Source organism: Shewanella sp. LZH-2 (assembly GCF_016859145.1).
Lineage (GTDB): Bacteria > Pseudomonadota > Gammaproteobacteria > Enterobacterales > Shewanellaceae > Shewanella > Shewanella xiamenensis.
This window is the reverse complement of record NZ_CP069350.1, coordinates 1,398,217-1,418,638: the sequence shown is the minus strand read 5'-3', so window position 1 is coordinate 1,418,638 and position 20,422 is coordinate 1,398,217. Positions and strand designations below refer to the sequence as shown.

13 protein-coding genes are annotated in these 20,422 nt (G+C 46.4%); 6 read left to right on the top strand and 7 right to left on the bottom strand.

What is annotated here, in order from left to right; translation table 11 throughout:
* Positions 1-18: 18 nt before the first annotated feature.
* On the top strand, positions 19-498 hold the full coding sequence (locus JM642_RS06405) for a DUF2947 domain-containing protein (protein WP_203433191.1): 480 nt from the start codon (positions 19-21) through the stop codon (positions 496-498).
* A gap of 243 nt (positions 499-741) precedes the next feature.
* Positions 742-1,302, top strand: a complete 561-nt coding sequence (locus JM642_RS06400; protein ID WP_037424887.1) for a chalcone isomerase family protein — start codon at positions 742-744, stop codon at positions 1,300-1,302.
* Here JM642_RS06400 and JM642_RS06395 read toward each other — a convergent pair whose 3' ends face one another.
* Together JM642_RS06395 and JM642_RS06390 are read right to left on the bottom strand one after the other, a co-directional pair.
* Complete coding sequence (locus JM642_RS06395) at positions 1,303-2,178, bottom strand: DUF6268 family outer membrane beta-barrel protein (protein WP_239000509.1); 876 nt, start codon at positions 2,176-2,178, stop codon at positions 1,303-1,305.
* A 175-nt stretch (positions 2,179-2,353) separates the two neighbouring features.
* Positions 2,354-2,974: a TetR/AcrR family transcriptional regulator gene (locus JM642_RS06390; protein ID WP_037424895.1), complete on the bottom strand. Its 621-nt coding sequence runs from the start codon at positions 2,972-2,974 to the stop codon at positions 2,354-2,356.
* 137 nt (positions 2,975-3,111) lie between these two features.
* Here JM642_RS06390 and JM642_RS06385 point away from each other — a divergent pair, with 137 nt between their 5' ends.
* Both JM642_RS06385 and JM642_RS06380 read left to right on the top strand, forming a co-directional pair.
* Complete coding sequence (locus JM642_RS06385) at positions 3,112-4,227, top strand: efflux RND transporter periplasmic adaptor subunit (protein WP_203433187.1); 1,116 nt, start codon at positions 3,112-3,114, stop codon at positions 4,225-4,227.
* Positions 4,228-4,229: 2 nt separating this feature from the next.
* Complete coding sequence (locus tag JM642_RS06380; RefSeq protein ID WP_203433185.1) at positions 4,230-7,310, top strand: efflux RND transporter permease subunit; 3,081 nt, start codon at positions 4,230-4,232, stop codon at positions 7,308-7,310.
* On the opposite strand, the gene JM642_RS06375 is transcribed toward JM642_RS06380, so the two are convergent.
* Complete coding sequence (locus JM642_RS06375) at positions 7,295-7,540, bottom strand: DUF465 domain-containing protein (RefSeq protein ID WP_037424904.1); 246 nt, start codon at positions 7,538-7,540, stop codon at positions 7,295-7,297. The genes JM642_RS06380 and JM642_RS06375 overlap by 16 nt on opposite strands.
* Positions 7,541-7,810: 270 nt before the next feature.
* Between JM642_RS06375 and JM642_RS06370 the strand changes: the two genes are divergently transcribed.
* Complete coding sequence (locus JM642_RS06370) at positions 7,811-9,814, top strand: Cache 3/Cache 2 fusion domain-containing protein (protein ID WP_037420650.1); 2,004 nt, start codon at positions 7,811-7,813, stop codon at positions 9,812-9,814.
* A 546-nt stretch (positions 9,815-10,360) separates the two neighbouring features.
* Here JM642_RS06370 and cydX read toward each other — a convergent pair.
* The 4 genes from cydX to purL form a co-directional block, all read right to left on the bottom strand.
* Positions 10,361-10,477 (bottom strand): cytochrome bd-I oxidase subunit CydX, encoded by a 117-nt coding sequence (cydX, locus tag JM642_RS06365; protein ID WP_011622029.1) that lies wholly within the window; start codon positions 10,475-10,477, stop codon positions 10,361-10,363.
* A gap of 18 nt (positions 10,478-10,495) precedes the next feature.
* The gene (gene cydB / locus JM642_RS06360) at positions 10,496-11,635 is read right to left on the bottom strand and encodes a cytochrome d ubiquinol oxidase subunit II (RefSeq protein WP_037420654.1); all 1,140 of its coding nucleotides are present in this window, start codon (positions 11,633-11,635) and stop codon (positions 10,496-10,498) included.
* 15 nt (positions 11,636-11,650) lie between these two features.
* Complete coding sequence (locus JM642_RS06355; RefSeq protein ID WP_088212036.1) at positions 11,651-13,207, bottom strand: cytochrome ubiquinol oxidase subunit I; 1,557 nt, start codon at positions 13,205-13,207, stop codon at positions 11,651-11,653.
* Positions 13,208-14,447: 1,240 nt separating this feature from the next.
* Positions 14,448-18,329: a phosphoribosylformylglycinamidine synthase gene (purL, locus tag JM642_RS06350; protein ID WP_203433749.1), complete on the bottom strand. Its 3,882-nt coding sequence runs from the start codon at positions 18,327-18,329 to the stop codon at positions 14,448-14,450.
* A 278-nt stretch (positions 18,330-18,607) separates the two neighbouring features.
* On the opposite strand from purL, the gene mltF reads away from it, so the two are divergent.
* Positions 18,608-20,044: a membrane-bound lytic murein transglycosylase MltF gene (mltF, locus tag JM642_RS06345; RefSeq protein WP_037420663.1), complete on the top strand. Its 1,437-nt coding sequence runs from the start codon at positions 18,608-18,610 to the stop codon at positions 20,042-20,044.
* The last annotated feature ends 378 nt before the right edge of the window (positions 20,045-20,422 follow it).

The window sequence follows — 20,422 nt, the reverse complement described above, 5'->3', positions numbered from 1 at the left end:
TTTCCTAGGAGATATTGCTTGGCTCATACCTACATACCTTTAGACACCTATCGCCGTAAGTGGATTTTTAACCACAAAGACTTACCTGTGAGCGATGATGACAAGACTGTCATTCTGCCGCTAACGGATAAAAGCGCCATGCTGGTGTGGAATCAGTGGATTAGCAATAAAAGTAGCCGCGCCGAACAGTTTACTAAAGGGGATTGGGCCGCCAAAACCAACGCATGGGTCAAAACAGATCATTGGCAGAGTGCGTGGGACAGTGAAGATAACAGTCTACCCGAGTTGTTGGCAGAGTTTATTCAGTGGCCAGAGGATACTCAGGTCTATTTTTGCTACGAAAAATATCAAGTGATTGAGACTCGTTGGGATGTGTTTGTCCGCAATTGGAAGTGCTTTTTGTTCTTTGATGATGGTCCAATTCTGATCTCTCCAAAACAAAAACAAGCGGTGATGTTTGAGCAAAATGGCCAATATAAATTAGGCGTTCGTGGCTGACCCTGTCAGCTAATAAACTAAACAGGTCGAATATTTCTTCACACATATCGCTTTTTTAATGCGCTCGACAAGGAAAAGTCGTCTTGTTTTGCCTAAGTCACCAGCGATAGCTTGCACAGATTAGGCTATCGCTCCTCTTGGGTTTCGATTAGTATCGCTTCGCAATCTACAGATAAATCACCGTTCGAGTCACTCAGATGATTGATACACTCAACGGCCATAACTAAAAATATGAGGTGTATAATGAAGTTACTCTCAACCTTAACGCTCACTACTGCTTTGCTTTTTCCACTATTTACCCAAGCTAAAGAAGTGTCAGGTGTTCAAGTCGCCGACAGCATTACGCTCGACGCTCAGGCGCTGCAATTAAATGGCGCCGGTGTCCGCAGCAAATTCTTTATGGATTTGTATGTCGGTAGTCTGTACGTGCCCACTCCCAGCAAAACCACCGCCGAGGTGATCAATGCTCCAATAGCCGCGATTCGCCTTAATATTACGTCTGGAATGATTACGTCTGAGAAAATGCGTGATGCGATAACCGAAGGTTTTGAGCACGCAACCGCCGATAATACGACTGACATTCAGCCACAAATTGATGCGTTTATGGCGCTATTTAAGGACGAAATTAAACAAGGTGACCAATTTACCTTAGTCGCCAACAAAAGCCGTGGTGTGACCGCCTATAAAAATGGCCAAGAACAAGCCACGATTGAAGGTGAAATGTTCCGTCAAGCCTTACTCAAGATTTGGTTAGGTGAAAAACCAGCCCAGACAAGCCTCAAAGAAGCCATGCTGGGCCAGTAATTAAAATCGAAACTCGAGATCCAAGGCCGCTGCGCCTTGGTTATCGAGATCAAGCGCGGCCTCATCGGTCACTTCTAATTCACCGTTAAAGTAATAGCCCGCGTAGAGATTTAACGCGATTGCTGGTGTCATACGCCAACCAGCTCGTAGATAGCTCACCCATTCATTGGTTTCGACTACCGTTTCATCATCAGCAATTAAAAATCGCTCCGTGCGGCGCGAATTACCCAAGCCCACGTTCCAAGCGGGATTGAACTGATAGCTAAGTTCCAATCCTGCTGGCCCACTAAAGCCCGCTTGGAAAGGGTTTGCTAGACGCCAGCGATCATTAATCTGCCAGCTCACAGCAAGGTAAGGCAAAGTACGCACTTCATCTATGTCATTCAAGTAGGCCACACCAAAGCCCAGCATGTTTCCCGACTCAAAAGCATACATGGCCGAGGCAACCACACCATAACTTTGAGCATTACTGGCGGACGCGGTATCGGCATAAGCATATTGGATTTGTGGCGAAAGCATAAATGACCAATGCTTATCCATCCGATAATTAACAGATAGGCTCGCACGGTAGCGATCGATATTTTCCCAGGTTTCACCCGCATCACTAAACAATGCTGCCGTATTATTGGCGCCTGTTAAACGAATATTACGCCAATCGTAGTCAAGTCTGTCGTAGCCAAGTCTCATCCCAACGGACCATTGTTGACTCAAGGGCATAGTCACGCCAGCGTTGAGTAACAGGCTATCCCGCTGCAACTCAGTTTCACCATTAGCAACGTTGGCACTCTGGGTACTAATTTGCGATACGCTGACCTTAAAAGGCTTATATTCTTGGCGAGGCTCAGCTGCGAAAACGGAGTAACTCAACAAAGGCATCAACCCTATGAACACTATGCTGGGGTTAATATTGACTGGTGAATGAAATGGTTTAGCCACGCCTGCTCCTTGCATTACTGGTTGATGATATGTTGCGTATAATACGCGTTACCCAAGACAAAAGTTCATTCTTAATCGAAGAATGATACAAACTGATACCTTAACGCCACTTTAGTTAAACACAATAAGCTTTTAGGAACATCTCGGCACAACCCCGAATATACTGCTCACGTTCCCCCAATAAACTCTCGGTTTCTAGCCCCAACTCTAACCTGAGCTTCAATTCACCAAACAGCATTAAACATAAACGAACCGCACAGTGATGCGGTTGTGGAAATCGATACAATCCAAGCGCCTCAACCGCCACTAAATATTTTGTCAGCATCGCAAGCATATGCTGTGGGCCCGCCTCAAAAAATAAGCGTGAGACTTCAGGGTGGCTTTCCGATTGCGCCACACAGGCTTTAAAGACGGTAATAGCCTCAGGGCTGACAATCATTTCACCAAATTGCAACGCAAACTCGGTGATAGTGGCTTCGGGTTGGCTTGGATCACTCAGTAAGTCATCATGTAAATTGTGACCCACGCATTTTGACTCAATCGCAGCCACAAACAGGTCATCTTTACTGCCATAGTGAGAATAAACGGTTTGCTTAGAAACACCCGCCAATTTAGCGACTTCATCCATACTGGTATGGGGAAAACCCTGGCGGCAAAACAAGTCAATGGCCGCCACTAGCACTTGCTGTTTCTTTTGTTCACTGCGGCTCATCGGGATCTCGGTGGACTGAGTCATATCTTCACTCAAGGTAGCAACATAATTAATTCGTATTAGTTAAGCATAAAATAGACTAGACAGTCCAGTTCCTCACAACTAGACTAGCAAGTCTAGTTACATAAAATTAACCTTAAGCTTACAACGGAAGGATTCAAATGGATCAAGCGGCCCGATGTTTTTGGCGTGTATTTTGCGTTTGCGTGATTGCCGTCACCACCTTAACGGCCTGTCAAAAGGAAGTGACAGAGCATGCCAATACTGCGCAATTACAAACCGTGACGACGGCGCCGCTGCGCTTGTCGACTGGCTATCAGAGTGAGCAAGTATTCACTGGCACAATCCGTGCGGGCAATACCACGGGCGTCGGATTTGAATTATCGGGTAAGCTCAGTGAGTTAACTGTCGATAGTGGCGCTAAGGTGACTCAGGGGCAAGTATTGGCCAAACTGGATACCCGCTTACTTGAAGCCGAACGCCAAGAAATCCAAGCAAGCTTAGCGCAAACCCAAGCCGATGTTGACCTTGCCACCAGCACTCTCAAACGGAATCTAGAACTGAAGAAATCCGGTTATGTCTCTGAACAATTGCTCGATGAAACTCGAACTCAACTCACCAGCCTAGAGGCGGCTAAACAACGCCTGCTCGCCTCGCAACATGCCAATCAACTCAAACTCGACAAATCACACTTACTCGCCCCCTTTGATGGCATCATCAGTCAGCGCCAACATAATTTGGGGGAAGTCGTTGCCGCGGGTAACCCCGTCTTTACCTTAGTTGGTAGCATCAATACCGAGGCCTATATCGGTGTCCCTGTTGCTATTGCTAACCAATTCACTACCGGACAAGAAGTAAAGGTTAGTGTCCAGAATCAACTATTTATGGCTAAAGTCGCTGGGATCAGTGCCGAGGTCAACCCCATTAGCCGCACGGTACAACTGCGGATTAGCCTACCGGCACAGGCTAAGGTGATAAATGGAGAAATAGCCTATTTACATCAACAACAAACCGTTGAACAAGCAGGCTACTGGGTGCCAATTTCAGCACTGATTGATGGTATTCGAGGACGCTGGAATATCTATGTTACGGCGCAACAAACAGCTGATAGCGCTTCAACTCAAATAGAGCGTCGCGATGTCGATATCCTCTACACCACGCAGGATATGGCTTATATCCAAGGAGCGATTAAAGCCGACGAACAATATGTGACTCAAGGTTTGCATAAATTAGTCGTTGGCCAAGCCGTTTCCACAACAATAGCAACGACGAGGTAATCATGATTAAAGCCTTCGTCGAAAATGGTCGCTTAGTCAGCCTAGTGATCGCCCTACTGCTGGTCGCGGGATTTGGCGCGATGTCCAGCTTGCCTCGCACCGAAGATCCACATATCACCAACCGCTTTGCCTCTGTCATCACTCCTTATCCCGGCGCATCCGCCGAGCGGGTCGAGGCACTTGTCACCGAAGTATTAGAAAATCAATTACGTCGCCTTGAGGAAATAAAGCTGATTCAATCCACCTCAAGACCCGGTATCTCGGTGATCCAGTTAGAGCTCAAAGACACAGTGACAGATACTGCGCCAGTGTGGTCAAGGGCGAGAGATCTGCTGGCCGATGCCAGAAACCCCCTCCCCGATGACATACAGACACCGACCTTAGACGATCAAGTCGGCTACGCCTACACCGCGATTTTAAGCCTAGTGTGGAACGATAATAGTCAACCACGGGTGGATATGCTCAACCGCTATGCCAAGGAATTACAAAGCAGGCTCAGACTCTTATCCGGCACCGATTTCGTTAAACTCTACGGCGCACCCGAGGAAGAAATCCTAGTCCAGCTCGATGGCTATAAGATGAGCCAGTTGCAATTAACACCGGGTACCATAGCGAAAATCTTAAGCAGCGCCGACAGTAAAATTGCCGCAGGCGAGATCAATAACAATTACTTTCGCGCCCTTGTCGAAGTCTCGGGTGAGCTCGATTCGCAGAACCGTATTCGCCAAGTACCACTTAAAGTCGATAACGATGGGCAAATCATTCGTCTGGGCGATATTGCGACTATCAGCCGCCAAGCTAAAAAACCAGCAGATAGCATCGCTCTCGTTGACGGCGAGCAAAGCGTGTTTGTCGCAGCGCGAATGTTGAATAACACCCGTGTTGATATCTGGCAAGGACAAGTCAAGCAACTGGTCGATGAGCTCAACAACGAGCTTCCCGCAAATATCAAAGTGCAATGGTTATTTGAGCAAAACAGTTACACCAGTGACCGGCTTGGCGGACTCGTTATCAACCTAATACAAGGGTTTGTGATTATTCTCACCGTCTTACTGCTGACCTTGGGCTTAAGAAACGCGATTATCGTTGCCCTGTCGCTTCCCTTAACCGCCCTGTTTACCTTAGCCTGCATGAAATATATCGGCTTACCCATTCATCAAATGTCGGTCACAGGTTTAGTCGTTGCTCTAGGGATTATGGTGGACAATGCCATTGTAATTGTTGATGCCATTTCCCAGCGCCGCCAACAGGGTATGAGTCGCTTAAACGCTGTGACTGAGACCTTACATCACCTGTGGTTGCCTTTGGCGGGCTCAACGATTACCACTATTCTAGCCTTTGCGCCGATCGTATTAATGCCCGGCGCAGCCGGAGAGTTTGTGAGTGGCATCGCTATATCGGTAATGTTTGCACTCTTTGGCTCCTATGTAATTTCCCATACTTTGATCGCCGGTCTTGCGGGACGCTTTAGCCTCGAAGGTAAACATCCTGTCTGGTATCAACATGGCATCAACGTGCCTTTAGTAAGCGGTTACTTTCAAGCAAGCCTAAGGTTTGCACTCAATCGCCCGCTGCTGAGCGCAACGCTTATCGGGATAATACCGCTGTTAGGTTTTTACGCTTCAGGCAAGATGACTGAGCAGTTTTTCCCGCCATCGGATCGGGATATGTTCCAAATTGAGCTGTATCTCGCCCCCCATGTCAGCCTCGAAAACACCTTAAACCAAGTGCAGTTGATGGATAAGCAGTTGCATCAAATCGAGGGTATCAGCCAAGTCGATTGGGTTGTGGGTGGCAATACCCCTTCGTTTTATTACAACTTAACTCAGCGCCAACAGGGGGCCACTAACTATGCTCAAGCCATGGTGAAAGCCAGCGACTTTGAGCGCGCCAACGCCCTTATCCCAGAGTTGCAGCAAAGCTTGGATAAAGACTTTCCAGAAGCGCAGGTGTTGGTGCGTAAACTGGAGCAAGGCCCGCCCTTTAATGCCCCGGTCGAGTTGATGATTTTTGGCCCTAATCTGGAAACATTACGCACCTTGGGTGATGAAATCCGTCATATTTTGGCTGCAACGCCCGATGTGATCCACACCCGCGCCACCTTAAGTGCTGGCGCACCTAAGGTATGGCTTCAGGTCAATGAAGATGCGAGTTTAATCAGCGGATTAAGCCTGACGGATATTGCTAGACAAGTCCAAATGTCTACAACTGGAGTGATTGGCGGCAGCGTGTTAGAACAAACCGAGTCACTTCCTATACGCGTGCGTCTAGGTGAGAGTAGCCGCGAGCAGGCGAGCCGTATTGCGGAAATCCAGCTAATGACCCCTTCGGGCACTGCCGTTCCTTTATCTGCGCTGTCCCACAACGAGGTGCAAGTCAGTCGCGGGGCGATCCCTAGGCGTAATGGTCAACGAGTCAACACGATCGAAGCCTATATCGTCAGCGGGGTATTACCTGCCCAAGTTTTAAATGATGTAAAAGATAAAGTGGCCGCCATCAAACTACCGGCAGGTTATCGAATTGAAATTGGCGGTGAAAGTGCTAAACGCAATGAAGCGGTAGGTAATCTACTGTCTAATATCATTTTAGTGGTTACCTTATTACTAGCTACAGTAGTCTTGTCCTTTAACTCCTTTAGGCTAACAGCGATTATTTTACTGAGTGCATTACAGTCGGCGGGGCTTGGGCTACTTGCGGTCTATGTGTTTGGTTATCCCTTTGGCTTCCCTGTGATCATCGCCCTACTCGGCCTAATGGGGCTTGCGATCAACGCGGCGATTGTGATTTTGGCTGAGCTGGAAGATACACCGAATGGCAGAGCGGGAGATAAAGCTGTAATTATCAATATTGTCAGCGGCTGTGGACGGCATATCAGCTCAACCACAATCACGACGGTGGGGGGATTTATTCCGCTGATTATTGCAGGTGGCGGATTTTGGCCGCCCTTTGCCATCGCTATCGCGGGAGGCACCTTGCTAACAACCTTGCTATCACTCGTTTGGGTGCCAACCATGTATCTGCTACTAATGAAAAACCGCAATAGGTCAGATACATCGCCGTTGTCGCCTCAAATAGCATCATGAACCAGATATTGATACAACTTATCTTTAAGGTGAAGCCGTTCTAATTTTAAGGCCACAAAGTGCTCATCATTGGTGGGCACTTTGGTTAACTCTAGAGCGCGAATGTTATGGTCTAACTCATGGTAACGCTGCGCCATGGTCGCGAAAATTGCATTGTTTTTTTTAAGATGATGAATATGGTCAGCAAAATCTGGAAACTCATAAATTAACGCATGATTTTCACCCAACATAGTGTCACTCCTTGTCGTCTTGTATTGGTTCGATTGCGATAAGCCATGGGAAGTCATCCATTTACCCCAAAACTTATCACTCTAGACCGCATTCCCTATCGCAAAGTGCTATATTCCTATCCGCTAAAATAAAGCAAGGTTATCGTGGTAGGAATTGGCAATATGTCAGCGAACTATCTATAAATAATAGAAAATCTTAGACCCATATCAAGACCATGACGTAAAAGTTAGGTTACATTAGCGTTAACCTTTACCCTATAGGATCGCAGAATGAACTATAAAAATTGGCCTATTGCAAAACAGATCGGTGCTCTCGCGTTTGCCCTTACCCTTATTATTTTCTGTATACTCAGTACTCTTTCCTATAAATCCGCTTCAAATGTGCTCGAGGACAAAGGCATTAGTGCCATGAAAGCCGAAATGCACGCTGTATCCGATATGCTTGAGCTTCAATACGATAGCTTGTTGCAACTAGCAAGACGCAATGCCGATGTATTTAAAGAAATGTATCCTGGTCAATTCAGTATCTTGGATAAAACGGTCAATGTACTTGGCGTAAACACGCCTGCATTGCTACATGAAAAAGAACAAATCAACTCTTCAAAGAGTAAAGTTGACCGTTTTGCTAACCTCACAGGTGGCACCGCTACGGTCTTTGCTCTCGCTGGAGATGATTTTGTTCGTATTGCAACCTCCCTTAAAAAACCCGATGGCAGCCGCGCCTTAGGTACCTTTTTAGGTAAAACCCATCCAGGTTATCCGACCTTAATCAAGGGCGAGGTTTATGAAGGTTACGCCAAACTTTTTGGTAAAGACTACATGACCGTCTATCGACCCATTAAGGATCTCCAAGGAAAAGTGATTGGGATCTTATATATCGGTTTTGAAATCACGCAATCCTTAACTCAATTACAAGATGCGGTGAATAAAATCACTCTAGAAGAAACTGGCCATTTCCTATTAATGCGTAAGATAGACAACGTTCTCGTCGCTCATCCCAAATTTAATACTGGCGAACCTGTGACAGAGTCTATGCTTGATGGCTTAACCCTCAGCCAAGCCACCCAAGATCAAGCTGAATGGCGTTATAGCAACAGCAAAAACCAACCGATGTTTGCTTACAGTCAAAGTGTTAACGGTTGGAACTGGATGCTGATTGGTCAAGTTAACGCAAATGAATTAAATGAAGAAAGCCTTCTCTTATTGACGATTAATGCCATTGTGGCCGTCTCAGGCATAGTGTTAATTACCGTACTACTGTCCTTAGTGCTACTGCGCTCACTCAAGCCTTTGCACACACTCCAACACCATATGGAAATCTTAGGTTCAGGAGACTTTAGTCACCACCTCCCCGCATCAGCTTTAGGTAGTCAAAACGAAGTCGATAAGATCACCACAAGTGTTTCCACTATGTCATCGGAACTGCGTCAATTAATCAGTGCCTTGCAAGCTTCGGTGCAGAGTATTGAACAGCAGGCATCAAAAGCGCAGCGTATTGCCAAACAAAATGGCGAAGAAGCTCAAGCGTTGATGCAGCAAACGGATCAAATTGCTACGGCAATTGAGGAAATGTCCACTTCAATCCGCGATGTAGCAAATCACGCTCAAGAGGGTGCAACTCAAAGCCAACAGGTCGATATCGCCGCGAAAGAAGGTCAACAGCAACAAGTACGCTTAGTACAAGACCTACTTAAATTAAGCCAACAACTTAGTCAAAGTCACCAAGCCGTAGAGAAAGTTAGCCAAGAAAGTGAAGCGATCAGCAAAGTTACAGAAGTGATTAACAGTATTGCCGAGCAAACCAACCTACTTGCTCTCAACGCAGCCATTGAAGCGGCCAGAGCTGGTGAACAAGGGCGTGGTTTTGCCGTGGTCGCAGATGAAGTTCGAACTTTAGCTCAACGGACGCAATCATCGATTTTGGAAATTGGTCAAACAATCGATAAGCTTCAAAGCCAAGTTAAAACGACAACAAACCAAATGTCGCAAAGCCATCAACTGGGTATTGCATCGGCAAATCAAGGGGAAGAAACAGGCAAACAACTTGAGGAAATTACCCGCAGGATTGGAGAACTTGCGATTAGCTCGCGCAATATTGCTTCTGCGACTGAGCAACAAAGCAGTGTTGCCCAAGAGATCACCCATAATCTGCATCAAATTAGTGAGCTTGCCAATGAAGGAGAGCATAGAGCGGCTGAAACAGTAAACTCAGCAAATGAGTTATCTTCCCTCGCCGTCGCGCTTAAGCAGCAAATTAGCCAGTTTAAGGCTTAACCAATACAGCTAAAATTAAGCCCCACGCTTTAATGCCGCCCAACAGGGCGGTATTTTTTTATCACTTTATCAAAGCTTAGTTGATGTATTGAGGCAAGATGTTGTTCGCTCTAGCCATTTCGACCTCGTAAAACGCGCAGCAATGTGCCGTTACTCTCCTCACACAGCAAGTGACAAATAGCGAACGAGCTAGACGCCTGTTTGGGCAATGTTTGACTAACGTTTCTGCGGCATTCTCGTTCGTTTAGGTAACATCAAACTCCGACATTACCTAGCATCCCTCCAACCGCTGATCCCCTAACACATCAGCACGCAATAGAAACTTTGCCTCTCATGTTGTTACGATTGATTTAACCATTTTCAACAGCACAGACTTATCCCTGCTATCGATAATTTCAGTCATAATCTTTCCTCCTTAAACAGGCTTATTGTCTATGCATGCGAATAAGCAGCGTGTTTAGGATTAGCGTACTGGTATTTTTTATTCCAATAAAAAACCCTGCAGATGCAGGGTTTTAGATGATTTACGCTGTTGGAGTTTAGCGATTACTCAGCGTCATCGCTTGAGCGGTCCATATTCTCAGTGTTTTCAAGCCACAGGGCGTTGATCACACCAAAGGAACAGGCTAACAAAACCCCTAATATCCACGTGAAATACCACATAGTAGATGCTCCTTAATTCTAATAGAGTGAGGCTTTGTTATCTTCAATATGTTTGCGGTTTAAACGACCAAACATCTTGAAGTAAGTCCATACAGTGTAACTTAACACGATTGGAACAAAGATAATCGCCGCCCAAGTCATCACAGTTAATGTCATTTCACTCGCAGTCGCATCCCACATGGTTAAGCTCACGTTAGGATCTAATGAAGATGGCATAACGAATGGGAACATTGCTGCACCACAAGTTAAGATCACCATCGCCACAGTCAGCGAGCTAAATAAGAATGCGAAACCTGAACGATTTAAGCGACTCACCACAATCACTAACAGTGGTAATGCCACACCTAATACTGGGAATAGCATAGTAATAGGATACTTATCGTAGTTAGCTAACCAAGCGCCAGACTCAACGGCTACGGTTTTCAGCGTTGGGTTTGACAATGCATGGTGGTCAAGGGTTGAAGTGATAACATAACCATCAATACCATTGGCTAACCACACACCCGCAGCGGCAAATAATACTGCCACTAACAGTGCACATAGCTGAGTCGCATTCGCGGCACGTACACGCAGCTCACCGTCGGTTTTCATTTGCAGCCAAGCAGCGCCTTGCATCATAAACATGCTCACGCTCACTAAGCCCGCCAGTAAACCGAATGGGTTCAACAGGCCAAATAAACCACCGTGATAAGTCGCACGCAGGAACTCATCGAAGTTAAATGGCACGCCTTGGAGTAAGTTACCGAAGGCTACACCGATGATCAACGGTGGAATAAAGCCACCACAGAACAAGGCCCAGTCCCACGATTTACGCCATTTTGGATTTTCAATCTTAGAGCGATAGTCAAATCCAACTGGACGAGTGTACAAGGCAAACAGCACTAACATCATGGCCACATAGAAGCCAGAGAAAGACACTGCATACACCATAGGCCATGCCGCAAATAAGGCACCACCTGCGGTGATTAACCATACTTGGTTACCGTCCCAATGGGGGGCAATAGTGTTGACCATAATACGGCGCTCAGTATCGTCTTTACCGATAATCGGTAAAAGTGCACCCACGCCCATGTCAAAACCGTCAGTGACCGCAAATCCGATGAACAGTACGCCGATCAGAGCCCACCAGATAACTCTCAATATTTCATAATCAAACATAATGAAATCCTCTGCTTAGGCTTCTAGTTTCTCGAAGTGATAACGACCAGTCTTTAAACTGCTAGGGCCAAGACGGGCAAACTTAAGCATCAAGAATATCTCGATCACCAGCAGCACAGTGTAGAACAGTGAAATCGAAAGAATACTGAACCACAGGTCCCCAGTCGTTAAACTCGAAGCAGACATAAAGGTCGGCAGTACCTCAGAGATGGTCCAAGGTTGACGGCCATATTCAGCCACAAACCAACCACACTCGATCGCAATCCAAGGTAATGGCAAGCTAAAGAGTGCTGCTTTAAGAACCCATTTCTTCTCTTCGATCTGATGACGTGTGCTTTGCCAGAAGGCCGCCGCGAACACAAACAACATCACAAAGCCTAAGCCAACCATCACGCGGAAGCTCCAGAAAATCGGCGCCACATTTGGAATAGAATCCTTCGCAGCCGCTTTGATTTGCTCTTCAGTCGCGTCTACAACATTGTCGGTGTAACGCTTCAGTAGTAAGCCATAACCTAAGTCAACTTTCGCCGCTTCGAACGCTTCACGTAACTCTGGAGACTTATCACCAGCGCGCAGTTTCACCAGCATCTCGTAAGCTTTCATACCGTTGCGGATACGTACTTCGTGTTCAGCCACTAAGTCACGTAGACCAGTCACTTCTTCATCTAAAGAACGTGTTGCCACGATACCCATAGCGTAAGGGATCTTCACCGCGAAATCGGTGTGCATGGTTTCTTGATTTGGGAAACCAACTGCAGTAAAGGCTGCAGGAGCTGGCTCTGTGTGCCACTCAGCTTCAATTGCCGCTAACTTAACGCGCTGCGCTTCACCCACTTTATAGCCTGATTCGTCACCCAGAACGATAACAGACAGGATAGACGCCATACCAAAGCTGGCTGCAATCGCAAATGAACGACGAGCAAAAGGTAAGTCACGTTTCTTCAGAATGTAGTAAGAGCTGATCGCTAATACGAACATTGCGCCAGTCACATAGCCAGAAGCCACAGTGTGAACAAACTTCACCTGTGCAACAGGGTTGAAGATAACATCAGCAAAGCTGGTCATTTCCATACGCATGGTTTCGTAATTGAACACGCTACCCACAGGGTTCTGCATCCAACCGTTTGCCACCAAGATCCACAATGCGGAGAAGTTGGAACCAAAGGCGACCAACCAGGTTGTCGCTAAATGTTGACGCTTAGAGAAACGATCCCAACCGAAGAAGAACATACCCACGAAGGTCGATTCTAAGAAGAATGCCATTAATCCTTCAATGGCCAGTGGTGCACCAAAGATGTCGCCCACATAGTGCGAATAGTAAGACCAGTTAGTACCAAACTGGAATTCCATCGCTAACCCCGTTGAAACACCCAAGGCAAAGTTGATACCAAACAACTTACCCCAGAACTTAGTCATATCTTTATAAATTTGTTTATCCGTCATCACATAGAGTGATTCCATGATAGCCAGCAAAAATGCTAACCCCAAGGTTAAGGGAACAAACAGGAAGTGATACATGGCTGTCAGCGCAAACTGCAACCGTGATAGCTCAACAACCTCTTCAACAATCATCGGTGACTCCTTACGTGGTGCGTCCAATTGCTACGACTACTTGAGCCATTCGTAGCAAGTGCCTTTGTAGGATAGTGAGTTTTCATTTTGTGTTTATAGCTGGATTCAGTATAAACCGTTAAATTTCATCTTTTTCATTACATCGAAGCAGCAAGGCTTAAAAATCCCCTTTTTCCTCGCATACTGAGACCCTAGTCACACTATCGCTCGGCTTTGAGACTTCCACCTCACCACCCAATCCTACAAATGATCCCATCGATATAAATATCAGATAGTTAAGATATTTAATCGCTTTCATTTGTGAGTATTTTATACCACCCGCCTTTGATTCAAATCAATCAAACTCAGGGCTTTAGATGGGTTTTGCTACGGGGCACACACTTCACTTTTACCCACAGTTGACAGAGTCATAATTATGGGGTAGAGAGCAATTCATACTGAATTAAAAAGTCCATTTTTGACTGTTTGAGCACGAAACTGCGCCACAAGCACCAAAAACCAATAAAAACAAATTAAAAACAATATTCACACTAATAAAACATTATCTATTCGATTTGAGGAAACTAAAAATACATAATTAAATTCAAACATATACAAAATCAAAACAACTTAAAACAATAAAATCACCACATGTATTGATTAGTTTTTCTAATTGTTAAATGTACTTTTTCTCGTTTGAGAAGATAGATTGAACTGGTTAATATATCTCCTGTGTTAAGGAGACGGTTTGATGTGACTGGTGAAGTGCCCCAGGCAAGCCAAACTCCGCGCACATAGGTATAACTTTGGTGTGGAGAAAGAGATATGACAAACTTATTTGAACGTCTGGTTAACAGCTATAAGCGTGTTTTTGTTGAACTTTATACAGCTCGTGAGCTGTAATCGTTCACCGCTTACTCTGAAATAATACTGATTTGATTTGAAGTTTTGTTAGCGCAAAACGAGCCCCCTTCTCGATGAGTTGGGGGCTTTTTGTTTTTATCTCTCGAGAATACAGGCAAGTACAGCGACTAAATTAAGGCAAGTCAATTTTGTTTCACTTGTGTGAACTACTTATTAAGGGGTAATTAGTCTTTAAAATTGATATTTTTAAACTTCATTTTATTAGATTTAACAAATGTAAGACTAAGATCTTAAAATACCTTATCTTTTTAAAAGATGCGTTTTATATATAAAAAAGGAGCGAAAAATTTCGCTCCTTTTTTTGCTCACTTAAGTCGTGGTTTTCTCAATAAAAACCTTAGCCTAAGTTGACTCGCGCATTGCGGAACATGCGCATCCATGGGCTGTCTTCACCCCAGTTATCTGGGTGCCAAGAGTTCGCAACCGTTCTAAATACACGTTCAGGGTGTGGCATCATCAGGGTCACACGGCCATCGGTAGTACAGATACCGGTTAAACCGTTTGGCGAACCGTTCGGGTTTTGTGGGTATTGGGTGGCAATTTCACCTTTACCATTCACAAAACGCAGCGCGATAGTACCAGAGGCCTCAGCTAAGGCCAGCGCCTGTGCACTAGCAAACTCAGCATGTCCTTCACCGTGGGAAACAGCGATTGGCATACGTGAACCCGCCATACCTTGGAAGAACAATGACGGACTTTGTTGCACTTCAACCAAGCTGAAACGTGCTTCAAAACGCTCTGAACGGTTACGCACGAAACGTGGCCAATGCTCGCTACCAGGAATAATTTCCTTCAGATTTGACAGCATTTGACAGCCGTTACACACGCCGAGCGCAAAGCTTGAGTCACGTTCAAAGAAACGTGAAAACTCATCGCGGGCACGCTCGTTAAACAGAATCGACTTAGCCCAACCTTCACCGGCACCTAATACGTCACCGTAGGAGAAGCCACCACAGGCCACCAGACCTTGGAACTCTTCGAGGCTTATGCGGCCTGACAGAATGTCAGACATATGCACGTCGCGGCTTTCAAACCCTGCGCGATCAAACGCAGCAGCCATTTCAACATGGGAGTTTACGCCCTGCTCACGCAGGATTGCCATTTTAGGTGCTGCACCTTTGAGGATATAAGGCGCAGCAACGTCTTCACTCGGGTCAAAGCTTAACTTAACCGTTAAACCTAAGTCAGTTTCATCCTGCTTAAGCTTAAATTCTTCTAATGCACAGGCTGGGTTATCACGCAGCGCTTGCATACGGTAAGTGGTTTCTGACCACACAGTGCGCAGTGCAACACGGGTTTCACTGAACACTTCACGCTCACCCTCTTTAATGGTGATGCGTTGATCATCGGCTAGCGTTCCGATCACATGGCAAGGTACGCCAGCGATGGCAAACTGAGCGGCGATTTTGGCAGCGTTATCGCGGCTCACTTGCAGCACAGCGCCAAGCTCTTCATTAAAGAGTATTTCTAAATCAGTGCCCTGTAGATCTTCTATATCAATGTCTAAGCCAGTGTTACCCGCAAAGGCCATTTCCACCAAGGTCGTGAATAAACCACCATCGCTACGATCGTGGTAAGCAATCACTAACTTATTAGCCACCAGCTTTTGCATGGTTTCGAAGAAACCACGTAACAGTGCAGCATCGTCTAAGTCTGGTGCGACATCGCCTAACTCACCGTAAACCTGCGCTAAACAAGAACCGCCTAAGCGGTTTTGGCCCGCGCCCAAATCAACTAGCAATAAAGAGGTTTCACCTTTATCGCTGCGCAGCTCTGGCGTCACGGTATTACGAATATCCTGCACCACACCAAAGGCCGTGATAACCAATGACATTGGTGATGTCACGGTTTTATTCACACCATCTTGCTGCCATGCGGTTTTCATCGACATGGAGTCTTTACCGACAGGAATGGTCAGGCTAAGTTCTGGACACAGCTCTTCACCGACGGCCTTAACCGCTTCATAAAGACCCGCATCTTCGCCAGGGTGACCTGCGGCCGACATCCAGTTAGCCGACAGTTTGATACGTTTGAACGAACCAATATCCGCACCCGCGATGTTCATAATCGATTCGGCCACCGCCATACGGGCAGAGGCGCCAAAATCGAGCAGTGCCAGCGGCGTACGTTCACCCAGTGACATGGCTTCACCGGCGTAGGTGTCAAAGCTTGCCGCCGTTACCGCGCAGTCAGCCACTGGCACCTGCCATGGGCCAACCATTTGGTCACGGTTCACTAGACCCGTTACCGTGCGGTCACCAATAGTGATCAGGAAGGTTTTGTCCGCCACTGTTGGCAAGCTAAGAATGCGTTTAACCGCATCTTTAATATCGATATTGCTTTGCTCAAGTGCAGGTGAAACCGCCTTTTTAGACACCACATTACGGCTCATCTTAGGTGCTTTACCTAATAACACCTCGAGTGGTAAATCGATGGGATTGTTATCGAAATGGCTGTCGGCTAGGGTTAAATGCTGCTCTTGCGTCGCCTCGCCCACTACCGCAAACGGTGCGCGCTCACGCTCACAAATTGCAGTAAATAAAGGCAAGTCTTCGGCAGCAACCGAAAGTACATAACGTTCCTGCGATTCGTTACACCAGATCTCCAGCGGGCTCATGCCCGGCTCGTCCGATGGCACATTGCGCAGATTGAAGATACCACCACGGCCGCCATCATTCACTAACTCAGGGAATGCGTTAGATAAACCACCCGCGCCCACATCATGGATAAATTGGATTGGGTTTTTATCGCCTAACTGCCAGCAGCGGTCGATCACTTCCTGACAGCGGCGCTCCATTTCTGGGTTTTCACGCTGTACTGACGCAAAGTCTAAATCTTCGCTCGATTGACCTGACGCCATCGAAGAAGCCGCGCCGCCGCCCAGACCGATGTTCATCGCAGGGCCACCGAGTACGATCAGCTTAGCACCGACGGTGATTTCGCCTTTTTGTACATGCTCTTCGCGAATATTACCTAAACCACCCGCTAACATAATAGGCTTATGATAACCACGCACTTCTACGCCATTGTGGCTAGAGACTTCTTGCTCATAGGTACGGAAGTAACCTAACAGGGCTGGACGACCAAACTCGTTGTTAAACGCGGCGCCGCCTAATGGGCCTTCGGTCATAATATCCAGAGCGCTAACGATGCGCTCCGGCTTACCATAATTACCTTCCCAAGGTTGAACAAAACCTGGGATTTTTAAATTCGATACGCTAAAGCCAGTTAAACCCGCTTTAGGTTTAGAACCACGACCGGTTGCACCTTCATCGCGGATCTCACCACCTGAACCCGTCGCCGCACCAGGGTATGGACTGATTGCCGTAGGATGGTTGTGGGTTTCCACTTTCATCAGTACGTGCATTGGTTCAGTGTGATAGCTATAAACACCGTTTGGATCGGGGAAGAAACGTCCCGCAACCGAACCTTCCATCACAGCGGCGTTATCTTTATAGGCAGATAACACGTGGTCTGGTGTGGTTTCAAAGGTGTTTTTAATCATCTTGAACAGAGACTTAGGCTGCGCCTCGCCATCAATTGTCCAATCTGCGTTAAAAATCTTGTGACGGCAGTGCTCGGAGTTGGCCTGAGCAAACATCATCAGTTCGATATCATTTGGATTGCGGTTCAAACGGACAAAGTTTTCGACTAAATAATCGATTTCATCTTCAGCAAGCGCCAGACCCATTTCGACGTTGGCCACTTCAAGGGCTCGGCGACCTTCAGCCAACACGTTCACACTCTTGAAAGGCGCCGGTTCAGTGCGTTTAAACAGCACATCGGCCTTTGCAAAATCGTCAAGAACCACTTCAACCATACGGTCGTGCAATAACCCTTTAAGGGTTTGTTGCTGCTCGGCAGTCAAAGTGTCTGACTCCACATAATAGGCAACACCACGTTCCAAACGCTTTACCTTACCTAGACCACAATTGTGGGCGATATCAGTAGCTTTTGAAGACCATGGGGAAATTGTGCCGGGGCGGGGAGTAACAAACAGGAGTGAACCTTGGGGGGTATGGGCTTCGATAGCAGGTCCATAGGTGAGAATTTTTTCAAGTTGCTTGCGCTCATTGGTCTCAAGCAACTCGCTCAAATCCGCTAAATGAACATACTCAGCATAGATTTGGCGTACCGGAAGCGCAGCGTTTACGCAGGCCTCCATTAGCTTTTGCACTCTAAACGTCGAGAGTGCTGGGGCTCCGCGGATGATCTCCATCACGTCAATTCACCTTATATTTATAATTGCAGGGGTCAGAGATGGCGCTATTATAGGGAAATGTCTGTCACAAATCACCTGTGACCTTACGCAAAACAGTGTTTCCTATAAGATAAAAAGCAAACCTTTTTTCTTGGTTTGCACACCATTCGATACGATTTTTTTACGTAATCGGTGACAAACGGATATAATCACAGCAATGTCAGCTAGTTTATCTTAGTTACCTCACTGACCTTCTACTATTCATCTTTTTGATTTTATTTAATAAAGTGTACTTAATGGCTCGATTTCTGTTCTTGACTATCTTGGGTTTCTTACTGACTGCCTGTCAGCAAGTTACCGTGGAAGAAACAGAATACGTCCCCCATAAACTCACCGAATTAAGAGTTGGCACGCTCTATGGCCCGCAAATTTATATGACCTCGGGCCAAGGCAACAGCGGTTTCGATTATGATATGGCCGTGCTCTTTGCCGAATACCTCGATGTCCCCTTAAAAATGGTGCCCTATACCAGTCGTGTAGAGCTCTATGAAGCACTGAAAAAAAACGAGATTGATATCATCGCCGCAGGGATGACAGAAACCCCAACACGGCGCGAGCAATTCCGTTTAGGCCCGCCTCTTTATCGGGTTAATCAAGTATTGGTTTACCGTGAAGGTATGCCTACCCCAAAAGATATTACTGATTTAAAAGGTAAAATTACTGTTATTGCCGACTCAGCATTTGTCGAAACCTTGACTCAATTGCAGAAACGCCATCCGACGCTGGTATGGGATCAAGTGACAGATAAAGACAGCGAAGAACTGCTGGCAATGATCGCCAATAAAGAAATTGACTACACCATAGCCGACTCCAGTAGCGTACAAATAAACCGCCGCTACTTACCCGATCTCCGCGCAGGATTAGTACTTGAAGAGAAGCTCGACGTAGTCTGGTTATTACCCGCCAATCATAGCGATGGTTTGATGAGTCAACTGCTAGCATTTTGGCACCAAGAAAAATTAGCAGGCACACTCGATCACCTAAACGAAAAATATTTTGGCCATGTTAAACGTTTCGATTATATCGACACCCGCGCCTTCCTACGCGCCATCGAAACCGTGTTACCACGCTACCGCCAGTTATTTGAAACCCACGCCGGTGACTTAGATTGGCGAAAATTAGCAGCAACCAGTTATCAAGAGTCCCATTGGAATCCCAATGCCCGCTCACCGACTGGCGTGCGCGGTATGATGATGTTGACACAACCGACCGCCAAAGAAATTGGCATCACCAACCGACTCGATGCGGAAGAAAGTATCCGCGGCGGCGCCGCCTATTTACGGGATATGATCAACCGTTTACCCGAGTCGATTCCCGAGAGTCAACGCATGTGGTTTGCACTGGCATCTTACAATATCGGTTATGCCCATGTGGAAGACGCCCGTAAACTTGCTGAATCTATGGAGTTAAATCCCAACGCGTGGCGAGATCTTAAAAAGGTGTTACCACTGCTGCAAAAGCGCAAATACTACCAAAAGACTCGCTACGGTTACGCCCGCGGTAGTGAAGCCGTGCATTATGTGGATAGCATTCGTCGCTACTACGACACCTTAGTCTGGGTCGATAATCAGTCTCAACAGCAAAATAGTGATGACGTCGAACCCAGCGATCTCGCTTCAGAAGATACACCCGCACCAGTATCTGGCACCTTAAGCCCTGATAAGCCAAAGTAGCCCAACAAATATCTGCCAAATAGTTTGAGTTACGCCACAGTGTTGAAACGCCAACAGAATAAGCCTTAGCTTTTAATCTTAGATTAAGTGAATACACGCTAAAGTGAAGCCACTTTGAGGTAAAAATGCTGCTTTATAGAGCAGATGCATCCTGGGGGGATTGCCGCCTGAGATCTCTACTGATACTGTCGTAATGACAAATAAAGACAAAAATGATTGCAGTGTTAACCATTGTCTCTCAACCAAAATGGTAACCCAAGCAAAGTAGCCTTAACTTAAACAATAACAAGATTGAAATGGGGTCTATATGAGAAGAAAAACCATCAATAACAATGCGTCTCGCCGTCGTACTTTACTTAAAATTCGTCATCGCCGAGT